At 41.4% G+C, this 20,814-nt stretch carries 17 protein-coding genes and 1 pseudogene; 5 read left to right on the forward strand and 13 right to left on the reverse strand.

The genetic code is table 11. From position 1 onward, the window contains the following. Window positions 1–36 precede the first annotated feature (36 nt). The 9 genes from LU293_RS01355 to aroC form a co-directional block, all read right to left on the reverse strand. On the reverse strand, window positions 37–1,383 hold the full coding sequence (locus LU293_RS01355) for a lytic murein transglycosylase (protein ID WP_242748139.1): 1,347 nt from the start codon (window positions 1,381–1,383) through the stop codon (window positions 37–39). Between the two features lie 6 nt (window positions 1,384–1,389). Next, window positions 1,390–2,910 carry an amidophosphoribosyltransferase gene (gene purF / locus LU293_RS01360; RefSeq protein ID WP_242748140.1) on the reverse strand — a complete coding sequence of 507 codons (1,521 nt, stop codon included), beginning with the start codon at window positions 2,908–2,910 and terminating at the stop codon, window positions 1,390–1,392. Between the two features lie 84 nt (window positions 2,911–2,994). Then, window positions 2,995–3,498, reverse strand: a complete 504-nt coding sequence (locus LU293_RS01365) for a CvpA family protein (protein ID WP_242748141.1) — start codon at window positions 3,496–3,498, stop codon at window positions 2,995–2,997. A gap of 3 nt (window positions 3,499–3,501) precedes the next feature. Further along, complete coding sequence (locus LU293_RS01370; RefSeq protein WP_242748142.1) at window positions 3,502–4,530, reverse strand: quinone-dependent dihydroorotate dehydrogenase; 1,029 nt, start codon at window positions 4,528–4,530, stop codon at window positions 3,502–3,504. Between the two features lie 133 nt (window positions 4,531–4,663). Then, complete coding sequence (locus LU293_RS01375) at window positions 4,664–5,188, reverse strand: methylated-DNA--[protein]-cysteine S-methyltransferase (protein WP_242748143.1); 525 nt, start codon at window positions 5,186–5,188, stop codon at window positions 4,664–4,666. A 41-nt stretch (window positions 5,189–5,229) separates the two neighbouring features. After that, the gene (ftsY, locus tag LU293_RS01380) at window positions 5,230–6,177 is read right to left on the reverse strand and encodes a signal recognition particle-docking protein FtsY (protein ID WP_242748144.1); all 948 of its coding nucleotides are present in this window, start codon (window positions 6,175–6,177) and stop codon (window positions 5,230–5,232) included. A 26-nt stretch (window positions 6,178–6,203) separates the two neighbouring features. Further along, entirely contained in the window at window positions 6,204–6,797 is a 594-nt protein-coding gene (locus LU293_RS01385) for a hypothetical protein (protein WP_242748145.1), read from the reverse strand. A 106-nt stretch (window positions 6,798–6,903) separates the two neighbouring features. Then, window positions 6,904–7,371: a Cys-tRNA(Pro) deacylase gene (ybaK, locus tag LU293_RS01390; RefSeq protein WP_242748146.1), complete on the reverse strand. Its 468-nt coding sequence runs from the start codon at window positions 7,369–7,371 to the stop codon at window positions 6,904–6,906. A gap of 6 nt (window positions 7,372–7,377) precedes the next feature. Further along, window positions 7,378–8,481, reverse strand: coding sequence for a chorismate synthase (gene aroC, locus LU293_RS01395; protein ID WP_242748147.1), 1,104 nt, complete (start codon window positions 8,479–8,481; stop codon window positions 7,378–7,380). A 253-nt stretch (window positions 8,482–8,734) separates the two neighbouring features. Here aroC and rpoD point away from each other — a divergent pair, with 253 nt between their 5' ends. From rpoD to LU293_RS01415, 4 genes are all read left to right on the forward strand, one after another. Continuing rightward, window positions 8,735–10,594: an RNA polymerase sigma factor RpoD gene (gene rpoD / locus LU293_RS01400; RefSeq protein WP_242748148.1), complete on the forward strand. Its 1,860-nt coding sequence runs from the start codon at window positions 8,735–8,737 to the stop codon at window positions 10,592–10,594. A 273-nt stretch (window positions 10,595–10,867) separates the two neighbouring features. Beyond that, window positions 10,868–11,200 carry a YbeD family protein gene (locus tag LU293_RS01405; protein WP_242748149.1) on the forward strand — a complete coding sequence of 111 codons (333 nt, stop codon included), beginning with the start codon at window positions 10,868–10,870 and terminating at the stop codon, window positions 11,198–11,200. Between the two features lie 74 nt (window positions 11,201–11,274). Then, window positions 11,275–12,546, forward strand: coding sequence for an exonuclease SbcCD subunit D C-terminal domain-containing protein (locus LU293_RS01410; protein ID WP_242748150.1), 1,272 nt, complete (start codon window positions 11,275–11,277; stop codon window positions 12,544–12,546). A gap of 39 nt (window positions 12,547–12,585) precedes the next feature. Then, the gene (locus LU293_RS01415) at window positions 12,586–16,404 is read left to right on the forward strand and encodes an AAA family ATPase (protein ID WP_242748151.1); all 3,819 of its coding nucleotides are present in this window, start codon (window positions 12,586–12,588) and stop codon (window positions 16,402–16,404) included. A 3-nt stretch (window positions 16,405–16,407) separates the two neighbouring features. Here the strand turns inward: LU293_RS01415 and LU293_RS01420 are convergent, their stop codons facing one another. Further along, window positions 16,408–17,127 carry a hypothetical protein gene (locus LU293_RS01420; RefSeq protein WP_242748152.1) on the reverse strand — a complete coding sequence of 240 codons (720 nt, stop codon included), beginning with the start codon at window positions 17,125–17,127 and terminating at the stop codon, window positions 16,408–16,410. Beyond that, complete coding sequence (locus LU293_RS01425) at window positions 17,127–17,897, reverse strand: D-Ala-D-Ala carboxypeptidase family metallohydrolase (protein ID WP_242748153.1); 771 nt, start codon at window positions 17,895–17,897, stop codon at window positions 17,127–17,129. The genes LU293_RS01420 and LU293_RS01425 overlap by 1 nt, the downstream gene beginning before the upstream one ends. A gap of 650 nt (window positions 17,898–18,547) precedes the next feature. On the opposite strand from LU293_RS01425, the pseudogene LU293_RS09890 reads away from it, so the two are divergent. Then, a pseudogene (locus tag LU293_RS09890) lies at window positions 18,548–18,895 on the forward strand (septal ring lytic transglycosylase RlpA family protein); the annotation flags it as partial. Window positions 18,896–19,000: 105 nt separating this feature from the next. Here the strand turns inward: LU293_RS09890 and LU293_RS01435 are convergent. Beyond that, complete coding sequence (locus tag LU293_RS01435; protein ID WP_242748155.1) at window positions 19,001–19,747, reverse strand: ABC transporter ATP-binding protein; 747 nt, start codon at window positions 19,745–19,747, stop codon at window positions 19,001–19,003. A gap of 38 nt (window positions 19,748–19,785) precedes the next feature. Beyond that, window positions 19,786–20,778, reverse strand: coding sequence for an ABC transporter substrate-binding protein (locus LU293_RS01440; protein WP_242748156.1), 993 nt, complete (start codon window positions 20,776–20,778; stop codon window positions 19,786–19,788). Window positions 20,779–20,814: the final 36 nt, after the last annotated feature.

The raw sequence follows: 20,814 nt of genomic DNA on the forward strand, positions 1-20,814 counted from the left end.
ATATGTATTGGCGATAAACCACTAACTATAAAGCAGTTACCAAATTAGAGCATCGGCAGAGCTTAAACTGATAAAGCCATCTGGAATCTGACCGTGCGCTGTCTGCCACTTGGCAAACGCTTTTTTAGTGTTTGAGCCTGCCACTCCGTCAATCCCTTGGGTATCAAAGCCTAAAGCGGTGAGTTTTTGTTGTAGCATTTTTACTTGGGTGCGTGATAATGGTCGTTCGTGCTTTGGCCATGCTGCTGACAGCCCTTCACCGCCGCCGATACGTTTAGCAAGTAATGATACACCGAGTGCATAGCTTGATGAGTTATTATACACTCGGATAACATCAAAGTTTTGCGTTATTAGTAATGCAGGCCCGTGAATACCTGCTGGCAACCATAATTCAGCGATGGCTGCACCATAAAAAGGCTCATCCACAGGCAAAACCCCTGCTTGACGCCATAAATCAAGTGATTGCTTTTGACCGATTAAACGGTAATCAAACTGCGTTGGCAAGCTCACCTCATAATATGGTGCTAAACCACGCACCCAGCCAGCATCGCCTAGATAGTTGGCTGTTGATGATAGAGCGTCGCTTGCTTGCCATGGGCTATAATAACCATCACCGTTTGCATCTACGCCGTGCAAAAGCCAAGTGCTTGGAATAAACTGTGTATGCCCCATGCCACCTGCCCATGAACCTTTTAGCTGATTTGGCGACACATCACCACGCTCCACCATACGCATCATGGCGATTAACTCACCTTCGGCAAATTCACGTCGACGGCCATCATAAGCTAAGGTGGCTAACGCACTGACCAAATCTGTATTGCCCATGCCCGTTCCATAAGAGGACTCCATACCCCATATCGCTGCTACGATTTGCTTTGGCACTCCATAACGACTTTCAGCATCGGCAAGAGTTGTGCGATACGCATTTAACTTAGAGCGACCTTGTTGAATGCGATTGTGGCTGACGGCAGATTCTACATACTCCCAAGGCATCTTAGTAAATTCTGCCTGAGATCGATCAAGCGAGATAACACTAGATAAGTAATCTGCTTGTGAAAGTAAGTTTTCTAAACGCCAAGTATCATACCCTTGTAGTGCTGCACGACGAATAAAATCTGCCTTCCAATCGCTAAAGCTTGCATAGTGCATCTGTTTAGGCGATGCGGTTTGTTGGGGTATAGCGACATGCTCTTTGGCGATGTGTTGAACTTTTGGCGTATAGACAACAGCTGGCTGACGTACCTCTTTAGGCAAAGTAGACACAGAAGCCTTGCCTTCAATAATCTGTATTGGGGGTCTATCTACAGTCTGCGAGCTTTGGCACGCCATCAATACCGACGCACTCAAAGATAACATAACAAAGCCTAATGTATGATGTCTCATGGTGTTTTAAGCTCCTGTAATGCCAGTAATGTCTACAGGTGTGTCCACAGTAACTACCTTATTTTTAGCGGCATCACTGCGTTTATTTTGTAGTGCAGTCAAGTAGCTATCATCAATCCCACCTGCGATATACTCACCATTAAAGACCGAGCAATCAAAGGTATCTACACGGCTGTACTTGGTATTATTGACCGCTTCTATCAAATCGTCTAAATCCTGAAAAATCAAGCGATCTGCACCGATAATTTTACGCACCTCTTCCACGCTACGCCCAGATGAAATCAGTTCAGCACGTGACGGCATATCGATACCATAGACATTTGGGAATTTAACCTCAGGTGCAGCTGATGCAAAATAGACATTTTTTGCACCTGCATCTCGTGCCATTTGGATGATTTCATGGCAAGTTGTCCCTCGCACGATAGAATCATCAACAAGCAGTACATTTCGGTTCTTAAACTCTAGCGGAATGGCGTTCAACTTCTGGCGAACAGATTTTTTACGTTGACCTTGTCCTGGCATAATAAAGGTGCGACCGATATAGCGGTTCTTAGTAAAACCTTCACGGTACTTCACCCCAAGATGCGTTGCAAGCTCAAGTGCAGAATTACGCGACGTATCTGGAATTGGAATAACCACATCAATACCATGATCTTCACCCCATTCAGCAACGATACGCTCAGCAAGCTTTTCCCCCATTCGCATACGTGCCTTATGCACTGAAATATTATCGATGATAGAATCTGGTCTTGCAAAATACACATACTCAAAAATACAAGGCGAGCGTTTAGCATCAGCTACGCACTGCTTGGTGTGCAAATTATAGTCAAGATCGATAAATATCGCTTCACCAGGGGCAACATCACGCACAATCTCAAAGCCTAATGCAGTCAATGCCACAGACTCTGATGCCACCATATACTCGACACCATTTTCGGTCAAACGGCGACCATATACCAAAGGGCGAATGCCATTTGGATCACGAAAAGCAAGCATACCATGACCTGCAATGATAGCAACTACACCATAAGCACCTTCACAGCGACTATAAACAGCTTGCACCGCCTCAAAGATATCATTTGCATCTAAAGATGACTTGGTAAAATTTTGCAATTCATTAGCAAATACGTTTAATAATACTTCTGAATCTGAATCTGTATTAAGATGACGACGATTGCCTGCATACAGTTCTTTTGCAAGCATTTCAGCATTGGTTAAGTTACCGTTATGAGCTAAGGCGATACCATAAGGCGAATTGACATACAAAGGCTGAGCTTCAGCAGTACTAGATGTACCAGCTGTCGGATAACGAACATGACCGATGCCAAAATTACCGACCAATCGCACCATGTGCTGAGTAAGAAAGACGTCTCGCACCATGCCGTTATCTTTACGCAAGTATAATCTGTCGTCTTTTAGGGTAACGATACCAGCAGCATCTTGTCCGCGGTGCTGAAGCATGGTCAATCCATCATACAGCATTTGATTTACAGGTTCATGCGCCGCAACGCCAATCACACCACACATAGTCGCTCCAAGTGTTATTAAGGTGAAAATTTCAATAAGTCAAGCTAAGTAATCAAGCTAAGTAATAAATTCTTATGATGTAATCTAACTATAAGGATTTTGAATTTGTTGCCATGCTGTGCCAAACGCCTCTTGAAGCAGTTGCTTAGCCATTGGGGCGTAAGGCAGTAAACTTTGGGCAAGAGCAGATTCTTGCCATGTTGGTAAATGAATCAAAAAAGGCGATGTAATACCAAGCACAATCAACACTTTTAGTACGCCTACTAGCGACCCAAGCACACCGCCAAGCATTCTATCCAAAAAACCTAAATGCAGTGCCTTTAATGTGCCAACAACCGCTCTTGCCAATAAATGCACCACAGTAACAACAATTAATGCCAGCACTAAAAATGCCGCCGCCACCTGCAATATAGGATCGCTAACGACATTTTCAAATAAGGGAGCTACTTGCTTAACAGTCTTTGACGCTACAATCAAAGCCAAAAGCCACGCTATTAAAGAAGTGGCTGTCTTTACTGCACCCGCATTAAACCCTCTCCAAAGACCCAAAAAAACCACAAAGCTAATACCTATGTCAATTAACGTCATGGCTTAATGGCGATCCATATGCTCAGCAATGGCTCTTACACAATCATCAATCAATTTGGGTCCTTGATAAACCAAGCCAGAAAACAGCTGTACAGCTGTCGCTCCTGCCTGCATTTTCTTAACAGCAATGTTACCACTGTCAATACCGCCAACACCGATCAAATCCACTTTATCCGATAAACGATCGGCAAACTGAGCCAGCACAGCCGTACTGTGATGTCCAATCGGACGACCACTTAAACCGCCTGTTTCGTCTTTTTGCGAGCTATTTTCCACGCCTGCTCGTGATAAAGTGGTGTTTGTGGCAATCAGCCCATCAATATCAAAATTAAGCACCGCCTTGGCAATCTCGTTAATCTGCGATTCATCCAAATCTGGTGCAATCTTTAGGGCAAGCGGCACATAAAATCCATGCTCAAGCGTCAATCTTTGATGGCATTTTTTAATCCCATCAAGTAGTACACTTAAAGCATCGGCATTTTGCAGGCTTCGTAAATTTTTAGTATTTGGGCTTGAGATATTAATAGTGATGTAGCTGGCGTAGGGGTAAACACGCTCAAGGCAATAGATATAATCATCTAAAGCATTTTCTACTGGCGTGGTGGCATTTTTACCAATATTAATGCCAAGCACGCCTTTGTATTTAGCACGTTTGACATTTGCAATTAGAGTATCAACCCCGTCATTATTAAAGCCCATCCGATTGATAATCGCTCCGTCTTCTTGTAGGCGAAATAAACGAGGCTTACCATTGCCTGCCTGAGGACGTGGCGTTACTGTACCAATCTCAAGATAACCAAAGCCAAGCTCAGCAAGTGCATCAATATAAGCACCGTTTTTATCAAGACCTGCAGCAAGCCCAACAGGGTTTGGCATCTCAATACCCATGCAAGTAACTGGCAAGCTTTGGCGAGTGGCAAAAAAATTCAGTAGCTTTGCATGATGGGCTTTATTTAAAAGATCAAGGGTCAATTCATGTGCCTGTTCAGGATCCATGTTGAACAAAAAAGGACGAAGTAACGCATACGACATGAAAAACACACCCTGTATTAATGAGAAAAATAATCCTTATTATACCATGATTTTATGCTTGATAGTAGTCATAGAAAGCTTTTAGGTATCGGTTTATAGCAGATAAATACAAAAAAAATGACATTTATCGCTCTTATGACGCACTTTGCTCAAGCTCAAGCAGCTTTGTTTTAATATCTATGCCGCCTGTATAGCCACCAAGTCCACCATCAGATGCGATCACTCGGTGGCATGGTATGATTAATGAGATAAGATTTTTGCCATTCGCATTAGCAACTGCTCGAAACGACTTCGGCTTTCCGATACGCTCTGCTAACGCCTTATAACTTATCGTCTCACCATAATTAATATTACACAAAGCTTGCCATACTTGTCTTTGAAATGGCGTGCCGTGCGATACATCAAGCGGTATGCTAAACCGCTGACGCCTGCCTTGAAAATACTCATCAAGCTGTTGACAAACTTGTATAGCAGCCGCTTGATTTTGATCTGAGTTTTGTAACTTATGAACAGGTATGACGCAAGATTGATGATTTAAGCGATCTAGTAGTTTAACCGTTTTATCACAATACCAATCAAGCACCAAAAGCTTACCATCTCTTATGGTAAGACTGATGGTAGGCAAGTTATGCGTTGGTGTATAGTAAGTGGTTATCATTAAAATCACTTCATATTAATAGCTTGTATAGCATTAAAAATCTATTTATCATCAACAAATAAAGCATCTACAAATTCTTTAGGGTCAAAAGATTGCAAATCATCAATGCTCTCGCCTACACCGATATAACGGATTGGAAATTTAGTATTTTGGGCGATATTAAAGACCACGCCACCTTTAGCTGTGCCATCTAGTTTGGTGACGCTAATGCCTGTTAGTGGTACAGCTTCTGAGAATACTTTTACTTGATTAATCGCATTTTGTCCTGTGCCTGCATCTAACACAATCATGGTCTCATGCGGAGCACTAGCGTCTGCTTTTTTCATCACACGGATTACTTTTTCAAGCTCATTCATCAAATGGGTCTTATTTTGGAGTCGCCCTGCCGTATCTGCAATTAACACATCAATCCCTTTGGCTTTTGCCGATTGCATCGCATCAAAGATAACCGACGCACTATCTGCTCCATGACCTTGGGCAATCACAGGAATGTGATTACGCTCACCCCAAATCTGCAGCTGCTCTGTTGCCGCCGCTCGAAACGTATCGCCTGCTGCAAGCATCACTGACTTGCCTTCAGCTTGTAAGCGTTTTGCAAGCTTACCAATCGTGGTGGTTTTACCCACACCATTAACACCCACCATTAAAATCACAAAGGGCTTTTTGGTGGTATCAATAACAAGCGGTGCTACCTTAGGCGATAAGATTTGCACCAACTCTTGCTTTAGTGCTTTATATAGCGAATGCGAATAAATTAAGTCGCCTCGTGCTGTCGCTTCTGTCAGATTTTTAATGATTTGATTCGTTGCATCAACGCCAATATCAGCAACAAGCAATTGATCTTCTACCTCTTCTAGAAGTTCATCATCAATCTCCTTGCCTCCGACCAACACATTCATCATGCCCTCAGTAAAGTTCTTGCTAGACTTAGACAGTCCTTGTTTCATGCGGGCAAACCAGCCTTGATTTGAAGAGGTTTCGTTTGTCATGGTATTCCTATGATAGTTAAGTTTATTTAGTTAGTCGCGTCAGTCGGTTTGATATCTACATGAATCGTATAATCCATGACATCAGGTCTGCGATCAGCTGAGTCATACTCTAAACGAATGACGTGGCGACCATAAGCAGTGGCACGATAACTGCCATTAGCAAAATCATGATCATAAGGCATTATTAGCTGTAATTTCATCCGTCTATCAGACACGCTCACAGTAATTTCATCACCCACGTTTGGATAGATAAAATAATCGCAACTCTTAGTTCTTATGCTATCTTCACGAGAAATGGTGGTTCTATCTACACGCTTTTGCACCAATTTTGGGCAAGCCTCTTTTTTTGACTTTAGCCCGTGAGCATTTAAGCGTTGTGTCACAAGATCAGTCTTTTTGATGTCAGTGGTTTTACTGTTTTTTTGGGCGTTGACATCTTTAGTATCAATAGAGTTAGTCTTGGCAAGCTCATCTTCCACCACTGGCTGCACCTCATCATAGGTTGAGTTGGTTTCAGTAGGCTCAAGTCTAGTAAAATTTGGATTTTCTTGGGCACAGCCAAACAGCGTCGCACCCGCCGCAAATATGCAACTCACCTGGTATTTTTTAAGTCGTCTCATTTATTTGCCATTACTTCTAATTACTGCCTAATAAAGCCCTTAATTGAGCCACCAAAGCACCGTAACGTCGTATCAGATACGGCGACCCACCCAAAAGATATGTTAATTACACATCTACAATATCACAAAACGCCGCCCCTAAAATTTGTGCCAAATCGCTTGGGGAAATGCCGATATCCAAACCACGTCTTCCACCACTGATGTACATTTTTGGCAAAGCTTGGGCGGATTTATCCACCACTGTTTTTAGGCGTTTTTTTTGTGCAATAGGGCTGATACCGCCAGCGATATACCCTGTGATACGTTCTGCATTGGCAAGCTGTGCCATCTGCACTTTTTTTACGCCAAGCGACTTTGCTAGCTTTCGCAAACTTAACTGATGGCTCACAGGCAAAACTGCCACATAGTGCGACTTATCATCACAGACAAGCAGCGTCTTAAACACCACATCAGCACTAAGCCCAAGTTTATCAACCGCCTCTTGACCAAAATTGCTGTTATTGGGGTCATGGTCATATTCGTGCAAGCTAAAATCAATGGCGTACTTTTTTAAAAGCTTGGTTGCTGGCGTCATGGGATATCACACGATTGGCTTTAACGGTGGCACAACATGAGCATTTTGCCCACGATGGCGTAAATAATGATCAAGCAGCGTGATAGCAAGCATCGCTTCAGCAATCGGAGTGGCACGCACACCCACACAAGGATCATGTCGCCCTTTGGTTAGCATTTCAACCGCCCTACCATTAACATCTATGCTTTTACCTGCCGTGGTAATACTGGCAGTTGGTTTTAGGGCAATTTTAGTAATGATCGTTTGACCGCTTGAGATACCCCCTAAGATGCCACCTGCATGATTAGCACAAAAGCCATCTGGCGTTAATTCGTCACGGCTTTCGTGTCCAAACTGCTCAGCAACCAACATACCATCGCCAATTTCAACGCCTTTGACAGCATTAATCCCCATCATCGCATAGGCAATGTCAGCATCCAAGCGATCAAACACAGGCTCACCAAGCCCTGCAGGCACACCTGTTGCTAAAATAGTAATTTTCGCTCCCACGCTTGTGCCTTTTTCTCGGCACTCGGTGATAAGTTTCTCAAACTCAGGCACAGCATCCATATCAGCACAGAAAAATGGATTGCTATTGACAAGTTGCCAATCAATATCATGTTCAGGAATCAACTTAGCCTTAACGTTACCAATTTGACTGACAAATCCTCGCACCTGCACGCCTAAATGCTCCTGCAAAAACTTCTTAGCGATCGCTCCTGCCGCCACTCGTACAGCTGTCTCACGAGCAGAAGAGCGTCCACCACCACGATAATCTCGAAACCCATATTTCATCGTGTAGGTATAATCAGCATGGTTTGGACGAAAAGTATCTTTAATGTCGCTATAATCTTTAGATTTTTGGTTGGTGTTACGGATGAGTAGCCCAATTGGCGTGCCTGTGGTTTTACCCTCAAACACCCCTGAGATAATCTCAACAATATCGTCTTCTCGGCGTTGGGTGGCAAATTTGCTTGTGCCAGGTTTACGGCGGTCAAGATCAACTTGCAAATCAGCTTCACAAAGCTCTAAGCCTGGTGGCACGCCATCTACGATTGCCATTAAGCCTGCCCCATGCGATTCACCACAAGTGGTTACGGTAAATGATTGTCCGATTGTGTTGCCTGCCATGCCTAATCCTTAATAAAACTAAATCGACTTACTTCGCGAATAACCACTAAAACACTAAGGATGCACAACTTTTTATGTTTATGGTTAAAAATTGCACATTATCTGTTAAAAAGTGGGTACACCCTAGATAAAATGATTCATATTATAACACAATGAACCAAAAAGAAAATCAAGACAAACACTTTAAAAATCGGTGACCCGCCCTTATCATGTGTTATAATAATTTTTTAGACACAGGCATAAAAGAGCATCTATGAGCGAATACGAAACCACTTCCCAATTAGCCGCCCTAATTCAGCTTGGCAAAGAGCAAGGTTATCTAACTTATGCTGAAGTTAATGACCAAATGCCAGAATCTGTCACCGAAAGCGATCAAATTGAAGACATTATTCAGACGCTAACAGATGTCGGCATTCCCATTTATGAAGTCGCCCCTGATACTGATGATATTTTGCTTACCGAAAACAGTAGTGGCGGTGCTGACGATATGGTTGCAGATGAAGCAGCAGCTGTACTTGCTAGTGTGGAAACTGAACCAGGTCGCACCACCGATCCTGTGCGTATGTACATGCGTGAAATGGGAACGGTAGATCTACTGACTCGTGATGGCGAAATCGAGATTGCCAAGCGTATCGAAGAAGGCACACGAGAAGTGCAGTACATCATGGCATATTGGCCCGGTACGGTTAAATTTGTCCTTGAAGAATATGCTCAAGTTCAAGCTGGAGAAAAGAAAATCTCTGACATCGTTACAGGATTTCTCACCTTAGAAGATGATGAGTTTATTCCAAGCGAAGAAGCCGAGCTTCGTCCTGCTGATCTTAAAGAAGCACACGATCATGATAATAGCGATGATGAAGAGGATGATGGCGATATCGACACCAGTGATGATGATAGCAACCTAGACCCTGAAGAAGTGCGTGTGCGTTTCGAAGAAATCCAAGAGCTATTTAACACAGCACAAACCGCTCTAGAAAAGCATGGACACAGCCACAAAAAAACCAAAGCTGCCTATGATGAGCTTGCTGATAAATTTATGCTAATTAAGCTAAATAATCGTCTAAGCGATCAGATTATGGAGCTGATGAACAGCGTCTACCAAGACGTGCGTGACTGCGAACGTAAAATTATGCGTCTCGTCATTCGTCGTGGTAAAATGCCGTTAGATGAGTTCAAAAAAACCTTCCCAGCCAATGAAACCAACTTAGACTGGCTACCAACTCGTATTGAAGGTGAGCCAAGTTTTGCTGAAACTTTGGCTAGTGTTCAAGATAAGGTTATTAGCCTTCAACGTCAAATCGCTGAACACGAAAAGACGCTTCACATGGACGTTAAGAGCATGAAAGCAGTCGCTCGCCAAATGGCAATCGGTGAATCTAAGACTCGCCGTGCCAAAAAAGAAATGGTAGAAGCCAACTTACGTCTTGTAATTTCTATCGCTAAAAAGTACACCAATCGTGGTTTGCAGTTTCTTGACTTAATTCAAGAGGGTAATATTGGCCTGATGAAAGCGGTAGATAAGTTTGAATATCGCCGTGGCTATAAGTTTTCAACTTATGCCACTTGGTGGATTCGTCAAGCCATCACCCGCTCGATTGCCGATCAAGCTCGTACTATTCGTATCCCTGTGCATATGATTGAGACGATTAATAAGATTAACCGTGTTAGCCGTCAGCTCTTACAAGAAATGGGGCGTGAGCCGACACCTGAAGAGCTTGGCGAACGTCTAGAAATGGACGAAGCCAAAGTGCGTAAAGTACTAAAAATCGCCAAAGAACCTATCTCAATGGAAACTCCCATTGGTGATGATGAAGACAGCCACTTGGGTGATTTTATTGAAGACAGCACCATCTCAAGCCCTGTGGAAAGTGCAACCGCTGAAGGCTTGCGTGAAGCGACTCGTGCCGTACTTAGTAATCTTACCGACCGTGAAGCTAAAGTTCTAAAAATGCGTTTTGGCATTGATTTAGCTTCTGATCACACTTTAGAAGAAGTTGGCAAGCAGTTTGATGTAACTCGTGAGCGTATCCGCCAAATCGAAGCTAAGGCGTTGCGTAAACTTCGCCACCCAAGCCGCTCTGAGCATTTACGGTCGTTCTTAGAAAATGATTGATTTAAAATAAATAAAAATAAGGCAGAGATTTTTTTTGCCTTATTTTTAAAGATTTAATCTGCTGATTGTTTTGTCATTAAAACAGTAAAAGATGTCAAAAGACGACCAACCCACCCTTTATACTATGACAAGATGGCAGGTTTTTTAATAATCATTTAAAAAATTGGTGAAAATATAAAATAACGGTTGTATTTGTATATATGCTAGCAGGGATTGACTTTTATTATAAAACCCCCATCTACTAGTCATTACAACTATATTTAAGGCAATAAAATGACCACCAAAATAACCAACCTAAACTGCACACCTACCGCCGTCAATGCCACACGCACTGAGATTCAAAATCCAGAATTATGGGAGTTTCCCATGGAATATCCGCTTAGCATCATCGGGCATGAAGGTGAGCATGACACCCTAAAAAATGAAGTTACGCTGATTTTGGCAGAGATTTTCCCCACCTTTGATATGGCAAGCGTGCAAATTCGCCCCTCCAAAACAGGTCGCTTTCATGCCATCAAAGCCAAGCTTTATCTAACCTCTGCCGATGAAGTTAATCGCCTATACACCGCCCTTGACAAGGCTAAAACTGTGCGAACGGTCGTCTAATTTACAAAAAGACCCCCTTGTATTTGGTGGTCTTTTTTTATACACTAAAACTTTATGACAATCGCTTATCATCAATGCCAACTTTTGCCCCCATTCCCCCAAAATCCCCCACTGCCTTGCGTGTTTTACACACCTCTGATTGGCACATCGGCAAACGCCTATTTAACCAAACTCGCTATGATGAATTTGAAGCGTTTTTAACATGGCTAATCACCGTGATTGACCGCCATAAGATTGATGTGCTACTTGTGGCAGGCGATGTATTTGACACCATGACCCCAAGCAACAAAGCCCAAGAGCTGTATTATGATTTTTTAGGTTTGGTTGCCAAAAGTCACTGCGAGCATATCATCATCACCGCAGGCAACCACGACAGCCCCACTTTTTTGGACGCCCCCAAAGCCCTATTAAAATCGCTCAACGTACAAGTCATCGGTCAAGCCACAGACGATCCCACAGACGAAGTCATCGTCCTAAAGCAAGACGACGATACACTTGCTATCGTCCTTGCCGTGCCGTATTTACGAGATAAGGATATACGAGCAAGCGGTAGTTTTGATGATAGCTCCCAAAAGCTTACCCAAACCAACGATGGTATTGCCAAACACTACCGCACCTTAAGCGAGTATGCCAAAGCCCTACAAGCAGACTGCACGAAAGCAACCCCCATCATCGCCACAGGGCATCTGTTCGCTGCAGGGGCAAGTGTATCATCAGAAGATGACGGTATGCGAAAAGAGACGGTGGTCGGCACACTTGGACAACTAGACGCCAGCGTCTTTGATGAGAGCATAGATTATGTCGCACTCGGACACATTCACGCACCGCAGACAGTAGCAAACCAAGACCGTATCCGCTACTGTGGTTCACCCATTGCCATGGGTTTTGGTGAAGCGGGCAAGATAAAACAAGTACTAATCGCTGATTTTGACCCAAAAACACCGACGATTTACTCGTTGGCAGTGCCTATTTTTGTGCCACTTGTGCGTATCAAAGGTGATTTTGATACCATTAGCAATAAGCTTAATCAACTCATAGCACAAGACCAAAAAACCTATGCCGAGATAGAATACACAGGCGATACGCTAATGCCACAGCTTGCAAGTTTAATTAGGCAGATGCTTGAACACACTCCCATCACCGCACTTAACATCATCAACAAAAGTCAGTATCAACACATCTTAAAGGCAACACATCAAGGCGAAAGTCTCAAAGAGCTAAGTGAGCTTGATGTCTTTAAAAAACGCCTTGAGCGAGCAGAATTAGACAGCGGGCATGAAGCACTTATCCATGCCTACCAAGCAGTACTGCACGCCATTCATGACAGCGATGATAACGCTTTATAACCACAAAACCTATCAACATTATTAGACCTATTAATTATTATGAAGATTTTAAATCTTAGTCTACAAAACATCAATTCTTTAAAAGGCAAATGGTGCATTGATTTTACCGACGAAGCTTTTAATCGAGATGGTATTTTTGCCATCGTGGGGCAGACAGGAGCAGGTAAGACCACAATTTTTGATGCGATATGTTTGGCAATTTTTGGCAAAACCCCACGCATCAACAAAATTAGCACCGCCCAAAACGACTTGATGAGTGTCGCCGCAGCAGAATGCTCATCACAGGTGGAATTGCAAATTGGCAATAAACTGCACCGTTTTTACTGGTCACAAAGACGAGCAAGAGGTAAGGCGGACGGTAAATTACAAGCTATTGAACGAGAGATTAGTAGCATTAGCCACCCTTTTGACAACAATGGCAAAATCATTGAAACCAAACCAAACCTGTGCGATAAGCTTGCGGTGGATATTTTACACATGAATTTTGAGCAATTTACCCGCTCAGTCATGCTTGCCCAAGGTGAATTTTCGGCATTTTTAAAGGCGAATGCCAACGAGCGTGGCGAGATTTTAGAAAAAATTGCAGGCACTCAAATTTATAGCCAAATCAGCCAAAAGACCTTTGAGATTCACAAACAAAAAAACGAAAACTTAACCGCTTTAAAAAACAAACTAAGCGGTAGCCAAATGATGAGCCAAGAGCATTTTGAAAATTTACAACAAACCATCAAAAACACCGAACAGGCTTTATTAACCAATCAAACAAAAATAAATGACATCGAGCAAAATATTAAACTTATTTTTGACAAAAATAGTCTACAAGAAAAAATAGACACCGCTCAAGATAATATCCATCATTTTAGTCAAAAGCTACACGATTTTGCCCCAGATTTAGCACGCTTACAGCAGGCTAATTTAGCTTATAGCATCACCCCTTTATATCAAAAAATCAACGACAGCATCGCCCAAAAAAATCACACCAAACAAAATATTAACGCTTTAAAAGATAACCTGCCTGCGTTGCAAGAACAGCTGGCAGATGCCAAAAACAGCCAGCAGCAAGCACAACTTGATTTTGATACCAAACAAAACGAACAACAAACTGCCTTACCTGTCTTTAGGCAAGTTAGAAACCTAGACAGCACTCTTTATCATCTAAAAATAAACTTACAATCTTTAAACACAGAAAAAACCAATCATCAACATCAGATAGATGATTATCAAAAAGCGATTGATAAATTTCATAACAAATTAAATGCCGATAAAGAGCAATTAGCCACTCTCAACAACAAAAGCGACCATCATACCGATAATTTTGGGAATGACTTAGGCGGTGATTTAGGCATGCTATCAGGCTTAAACCATCAATTTAGCCTTCACACCAATCAGCTCATTAAAATTGGGCAAAATATTCAAGAAAACGCTCAAAAAATTAAGGCTTTTGGAATACTAATCAACAACAAAAGAGAAGATTATAAAACCGTTAATCATACGCTTAAACAAACAAAGCAGCAATTTGATAAAAGCTGTGATGAGTTTTGTCAGTTGTTTGCACTTGACCGCCAAGCCTTTGATATCTCAAAAATCAATCATTATGGTTCATCTTTACAAAATGATAAAAATAAATGTGTGCGTAGCATAGAGTGCTTTGAGCAACATCAAAAACTGACGCAAAAATTATCCGCAACCCATGAGCAAATTAAAACTCATCAAGACAAACAAAGCAGCTTATTAAGCACACAAAAAAACTTAACCATAAACATTGAGAACATTAATAAAAAACTTGCCAAAAAAAATGATTATTTAAACACACTAAAGCACAACGATGAACTAACCAAAGAGCTGACTTTATTAAAACAAAAGTTTGACGCTCTAAAAAACGGTGAGCCTTGTCCGCTGTGTGGCTCACTAGATCACCCTTATAAATCAAGCCTAGATAATGTGCATCATTATGACAATAAAGACCATAAAGCAAAAATTACCGCTATTGAACAAGAAATTACCAAACTATCTGATGAAGTGCAACAACACAACAATGAACTCATTGGCATTAATAAAGACCTAAGTCATTGCAATGACGAGCAGCATAAACTACAAAAACAACGTGATGATTACCAACAAGAAATAAGCGATATAATTTCATACATCAATCAATTATTACAAAAATTTGATATCGTTGTCTGTGCTGATAATTGTGATGATATTCAACAAACAATCGCCCAAAAAGAGCGACAACTTAGCGATCAAGAACAGCATTACCTTGATTACCAAGATAAATTAATCAAGCTTAATAGCAAATTATCACAGCTTAGTAATGAAGAATCTATGATTAAAAATCAAGGCATATCCTTAAAAGAGCAGCTTAATTTATTAAATCAAAATCATCAGACTTATAACAAAGAAAAAGATGAAATAACATTAACGATTGATAATACAATCAATGATATCAATGGTTATTTATCCAAATATCAACAAACGGCTGTGGAAGTATCGTATAATAATCATCAGTCGTTACAAGCGTGTTTTGATATCGCATGCCAAACGCTTAGCGAACGTATCACGCATTTAACTTATCTTCATCAAGAATATCAATCTTTGGTGCAACAAAAAGAGCAATTAACAAAAGCCATTAATGAAAACACTTTACATTTAGACAATCAACAAGAGCGGTTAAATAATGCCAAAGCTAATTTAGAAAAAATATGCCAACAGATTGCCGAGCTTGATGACAAATATCAAAGCACCATCAAAGAACGCCAAACACTATTTGGCGAAAAAAATGTGGACGATGAAGAACAGCAATTACAAAAATCTTTGGCAGAATGTAAACAACGATTAGATGAAGCGACTCAAGCGTTTTATACCGCAAGCAGCGAGCTGGTAAAACAAAAGGATAAATTGGATTATCATCAAAATACCTTAAAACAGATTGAACAAACGCTCACCATCTCTCAAGACGAGTTTTATCACGCCTTAACAGAAAAATCTTTTAAGGACAAGGACGACTTTATTCAAGCGATACTGCCTAAAGATGTAATGGATGAATTAGCCGCCACTCATCAGCATTTAACCATTCATCTACAAAACAATGAAGAACAATTAAAAGCAGAAAGTGAAAAGTTAGAGCAATTAATAAAAACAAATCCATCTTTAAAAAGCTTAAACTTACAAACTTTACAAGCTGATAAAATGTTATTGCAACATCAAAATAATGATTTAAGTGAAGACAATGGCAAAAATAAAACCATCTTGGCAAATGAGCAATCAGTTCGTCAGCAGAACAAAGAACTCACCCAAAAGATAATTAGATATGAAAATGACATCAAAATTTGGGAACAATTAAACGCCCTAATTGGTTCATCAGACGGCAACAAATACAGAAATTTTGTGCAAGGGCTGACGCTTGAGCTGATGCTTCACCATGCCAATGAGATTTTGGGTGAGATGAGTAAGCGATATGTGCTGGTGCATGGCGATGATAAGGGTAATAAAAGCACGTTGGATATTAGCGTGATTGACACCGCTCAAGGTGGCGAGATGCGTAGTACGCAAAATCTATCAGGTGGAGAGAGTTTTATTGTATCGCTCGCTCTTGCGATGGGGCTTTCCAAGATGAGTAGTGATGATGTACAGATTGATTCGCTGTTTTTAGATGAAGGGTTTGGCACACTAGACGATGAGATTTTGGACGTGGCATTAACCGCCCTATCAGGGCTGTATGACAGCGGCAAACTCATCGGTATCATCTCTCATGTAAATGCCCTAAAAGAACGGATAGGCACAAAAATTTATGTGAAAAAGACATCAGGCGGAGCAAGCGAACTTGACGGGGCAGGAGTTAGTCGCTTGACTTGTTAACAGTTAACCCACAACGGTTTGCCAAAATGCTTTTTTGGTAGATGGATTTTTTAGCATAGTAGACAGTGTCGGTAGTGTGACCACCTTATCTATCTGAGCGTGGATAGTGTCAATTATACCTAAATCGTACATAAACTCACCCATATTACTCAAAAAAACCACGCTTGGCTTTTGCTTAGCAAAACTTCCTATTAAAAACGGCACAAAAAAACCACCAAAACCACTCTTAGCCAATGCCACATCGTAGCTTTGATTATCATCTTTCGTGAATGGATAGTGTGCTTCATGAAGTAAAAACCCCATGCCGCTACTTGTCGCTGTTCGCTTTAAGGCATCTTGCAAAGACAGCCACAGTGATTTTTCTTCAGGTGTCATCTGAAGTTTATCAACGATAAGCACCCAAGTGCCATAGCGTAATCCTTGTAGCTGATAGCGAATTTTTGTCTCGCTTGGGCTTAATTCATCTATCGGTTCGCTTTTAGTTGTAGCATTTATTACACTGACGGCTTTTTTATCGGATACATCAAGCTTGTCATGCCAAACTGTATCAGTATTCATACTTTCATCTAAGATGGCGTCTGGCTGCACTTGAAAACACTGATTAATGCGATCAATATACGGCTTTGTGTGGCATATTTTTGCCCGCTTATCCACCCATAAATCAATGCCGATTAATGAAGCAATGTGGCGATTTTGAATGCCAATTTGGCTATCTTTTGACATTAGTAATCTACCGTTAATGGTGGTGTATAACGACAAACTGAATTAGGCTGCGTGTAATTTACCCCCCATTTGCGATAGCCTTGGGTGTCTAAATGCAAAGCTCCTGTGGCATAAACACCTAGACCAAGCTGCCATTTTGCACCTTGCTCATGCCAAAATTGACACAGCATATCTTGAAGCTGCAGCATCTCACTGCTATTAGCGTCATAAGTTGGCACCCAAATATCAATAGCGGCATTCATGGTGTGCTTACTTGCCTTAGCACCGCCAGCACATTGATTTAACGCATGATTACGATACACCGAGCGAATCTTAGTACTAGGTGGCAAAATCCCAACTTGGCGTAATTCATGATACAGCTGAATGGTCGGTAAAATCTTAGCCCAAAGTTCAGTTGGTGGCACTTGATAAGGCTCGGCATTACATTCACGCCAAGAACGTGCTGTCGTCAGTAGATTATGTAAAGGCGGCACAGCTTTTGCACTGCCAAGCTGAGTTGCAAGATAAGTCTGGTAGTGTATGACAGCATCTTTTTGATCGGGATGATCCTGCAGCCACTGCCAAAAATGCTCAGCACTACCGACCATCTCATTATGCTTATCATGCTCATGGCTATGGCTATGGCTATGGTTATGATGGTCAAAGGTAGCCACTTCAAGATGGGTTGTTTTAGCCTGTACAGCAGACATCATTGACAATGCCATCAGCCCTGTTATTATTTGCGATACTCTTTGGGTTTTAAATTTTATCTGAAATTTACTTGATCGCATACCCTACCCCATGACGAATCATCTTTAAAGATTGCTTTATTATATCATCTTCTGCCCCAAAACCTAAAATTGTGTGGCAAATTTTAGGCTTAATTTTACAGCTAATAAATGTCGAATAATCCACTCCTTTTGGCATTAATTTTAAGCAAAATCAACACTTTTTTATTTAAGTTGTTGTTTTTAAATTAAATTTATGCCTTGAAATTTAAAAAAATGGTGTTACTATATAAAGATTGGAATCATCCAATATATACTATGCCTTAAATTTAGATATTCTTAGTTGTTTTTAAACTTAAGGCACTTTAGTTTTATTAAAATTATACGTCTTTTGACGGATAAGAAATACACCAAAACGCACATCTATCGTACAATGTGACGTAAAAGTTAACCATAACGCACAGTGCTTATGGTTATGCGAGGTAGTAATGAAAAAACATCTTAACTTTTTAAGTCTAGCTTTACTGACCGCTAGTCTTAGCCTACCAGCTCAGGCTAGTGATACAAATGAGAGCGACATTGATAAGGTTTTGAGTAAGCTTACCGAACAGTATGACAACGCATCAAGCCTTGTCAAGTCGGTTAGACAGCCTGCATCCTTGGCACTAAACAGTCCGCTTGTAAATAAGACTGATGTCGCTGTTAACGACTCAGAGCCTGTTTTAGAAAAACTAACAGCAGTGGCATCAAACACCGTAAAACGCTTTAAGCAAACAGGCTTAGCATCTTGGTATGGTCGTCAGTTTCATGGTCGCAAGACTGCCAGTGGCGAACGCTTTGATATGAATGCCCTAACTGCTGCCCATCGCTCACTACCACTTAACTGCTACATTAAAGTTACCAATAAAGACAACGGTAAGTCAGTTGTGGTAAAAGTGAATGATCGTGGTCCTTTCCATGGCAATCGTGTGCTTGACTTATCTTATGGTGCTGCTAAAGCCATCGGCATTACCAGTAAAGGTGTGGGTAATGTCAGCATTGAGCGTGTTGATAAACCATAATCTTCAAAAAAAAAATACACCTAACTAAGCACATCACAGGTCCAATTAAAAAACCAACCGATCGGTTGGTTTTTTAATTGCACTTATCACAATTTAGATAACATCTTAGGATAATGCTTGTAGCAGCTCTTGTTTTAATCTTAAATATGCCGAACTTTGAGTAAAATTTGGCATATCTGGCACATCAAAACAAGCAGTAAAAGTTGCAGGTTTACCCTTAAGTACATAGATACGACTTGCTAATGCAATCGCCTCATCAATATCATGCGTAATCATCAAGCAAGCTAAACTTGCCTTTTGGCGAAAATCATCAAACCAAATATGCATTGCCGATTTTGTCATAAAATCAAGAGCAGAAAACGGCTCATCAAGCAACATAACACCATCATTACTCAGATAGGTTCTTAGCAATGCAGCACGCTGTCTTTGACCTCCTGAAAGCTGACTTGGATATTTTAGCTCTTGCCCCACCAAGCCAAACTCCGCGAGCTTTGGCATAATGTGCTGAGCGATTTGCACCTTTGACATTTTTGCCAAAACTAGGGGTAAAGCGATATTGTCATAAACAGTCTTAAAGGGTAAGAGCAAATCTTTTTGGAGCATATAGCCCACATGACCTGGCTTGCCTGTCACGTCCATGCCATGAATAAAAACTCTGCCTGATGTCGGCATTAATAACCCTGCTGCGATATTAAATAACGTTGTCTTGCCCACGCCACTTGCCCCAACGATGGCAACAACGTCGCCTTCGTCAATGGATAAGTTAAGCCCATGCAATAGTTCATCACCATCAAATGTGTGGTGAATATCCACCAAGCTGAGCTTTTTAGGTGGCAGATTTATCGTACTCATTTATGCACAGCCATCAAGTTAGCATTTATAAGCCCATGTTATTTTTGCTCAGCGGGCAGGTAATCATTGGTCACGCCTGCTTGGGGCATAAATGGTTTTTTAACCAGTCCTTGGGCATACACCCAATCAAAGAAACGATCCCAGCGATCATAATCAAAACGACCCCAATCGCCCTTCTCATCTAGATATTGTGCACTCATGTACTTTTGGCTAGCATGTGCAAGCTCTTTATTGGTTTCTGGTGCATGCTTTAATAGAATATCTGCACTTTTTTCTGGATTTTTAGCGGCGTATAGATAGCCATCCTTAATGGCACTAAGTGCTTTTTTATATTTTTCTGGGTTTTTAGTCAGTTCATCGCTATTTGCAATTAGCACAGGAGCATAATAGTCAAACACAGGATCAGCATCTTTTAAATAAAAGAAATTCGTATCCACGCCTTTAAGCTCTGAATGAATGCCATCCCAGCTGTAATATGCCAGCAAATAATCAAACTGACCTAATCGTAATGCTGAAGTTGCATCAGTGCTCTCACCTGGCACAGGATTTAACGGCGCACCAACAATACTTGCCACAGTCGCATCGTCCACAGGATCTTCCCAAGTAGAATATCGCTTGCCATGCAAATCCTTTGGCGATGTCGCACCTAGAGATTTAAGCGACATCAATCCTACGCTGTTATGCTGAGCAATCGCTGCTACAGCGGTGATAGGCTCGCCCTTATTGAGACGTTTTACCATATTTGGCTGAAAATACACGCCCAAATCTGCACGCCCACTTGACACAAGCGTTGATGAGCTATCCTCTGATGGCTGTACGATTTTTGCCTCAAAGCCTTGTTTAGCAAAATACCCTTGATCTAATGCCACATACAGCCCAGTATGGTTGGTGTTTGGCACCCAGTCAAGGGCAATGATCAAGGGTTCAGCCTGTTGAGTGGTATCGCTACTTTTGACAGGTGGCTTACACCCTACAAGCAATAAGCCTGCTGTCAAAACCGCGACAAATTTATTTGCAAATGTCATTTGCATAAGTTACTCCGATTTAAAGCGTCTAAAAAGACGACA

Origin of the sequence: Moraxella nasovis, assembly GCF_022701215.1 — a bacterium.
Taxonomy (GTDB): Bacteria; Pseudomonadota; Gammaproteobacteria; order Pseudomonadales; family Moraxellaceae; genus Moraxella; species Moraxella nasovis.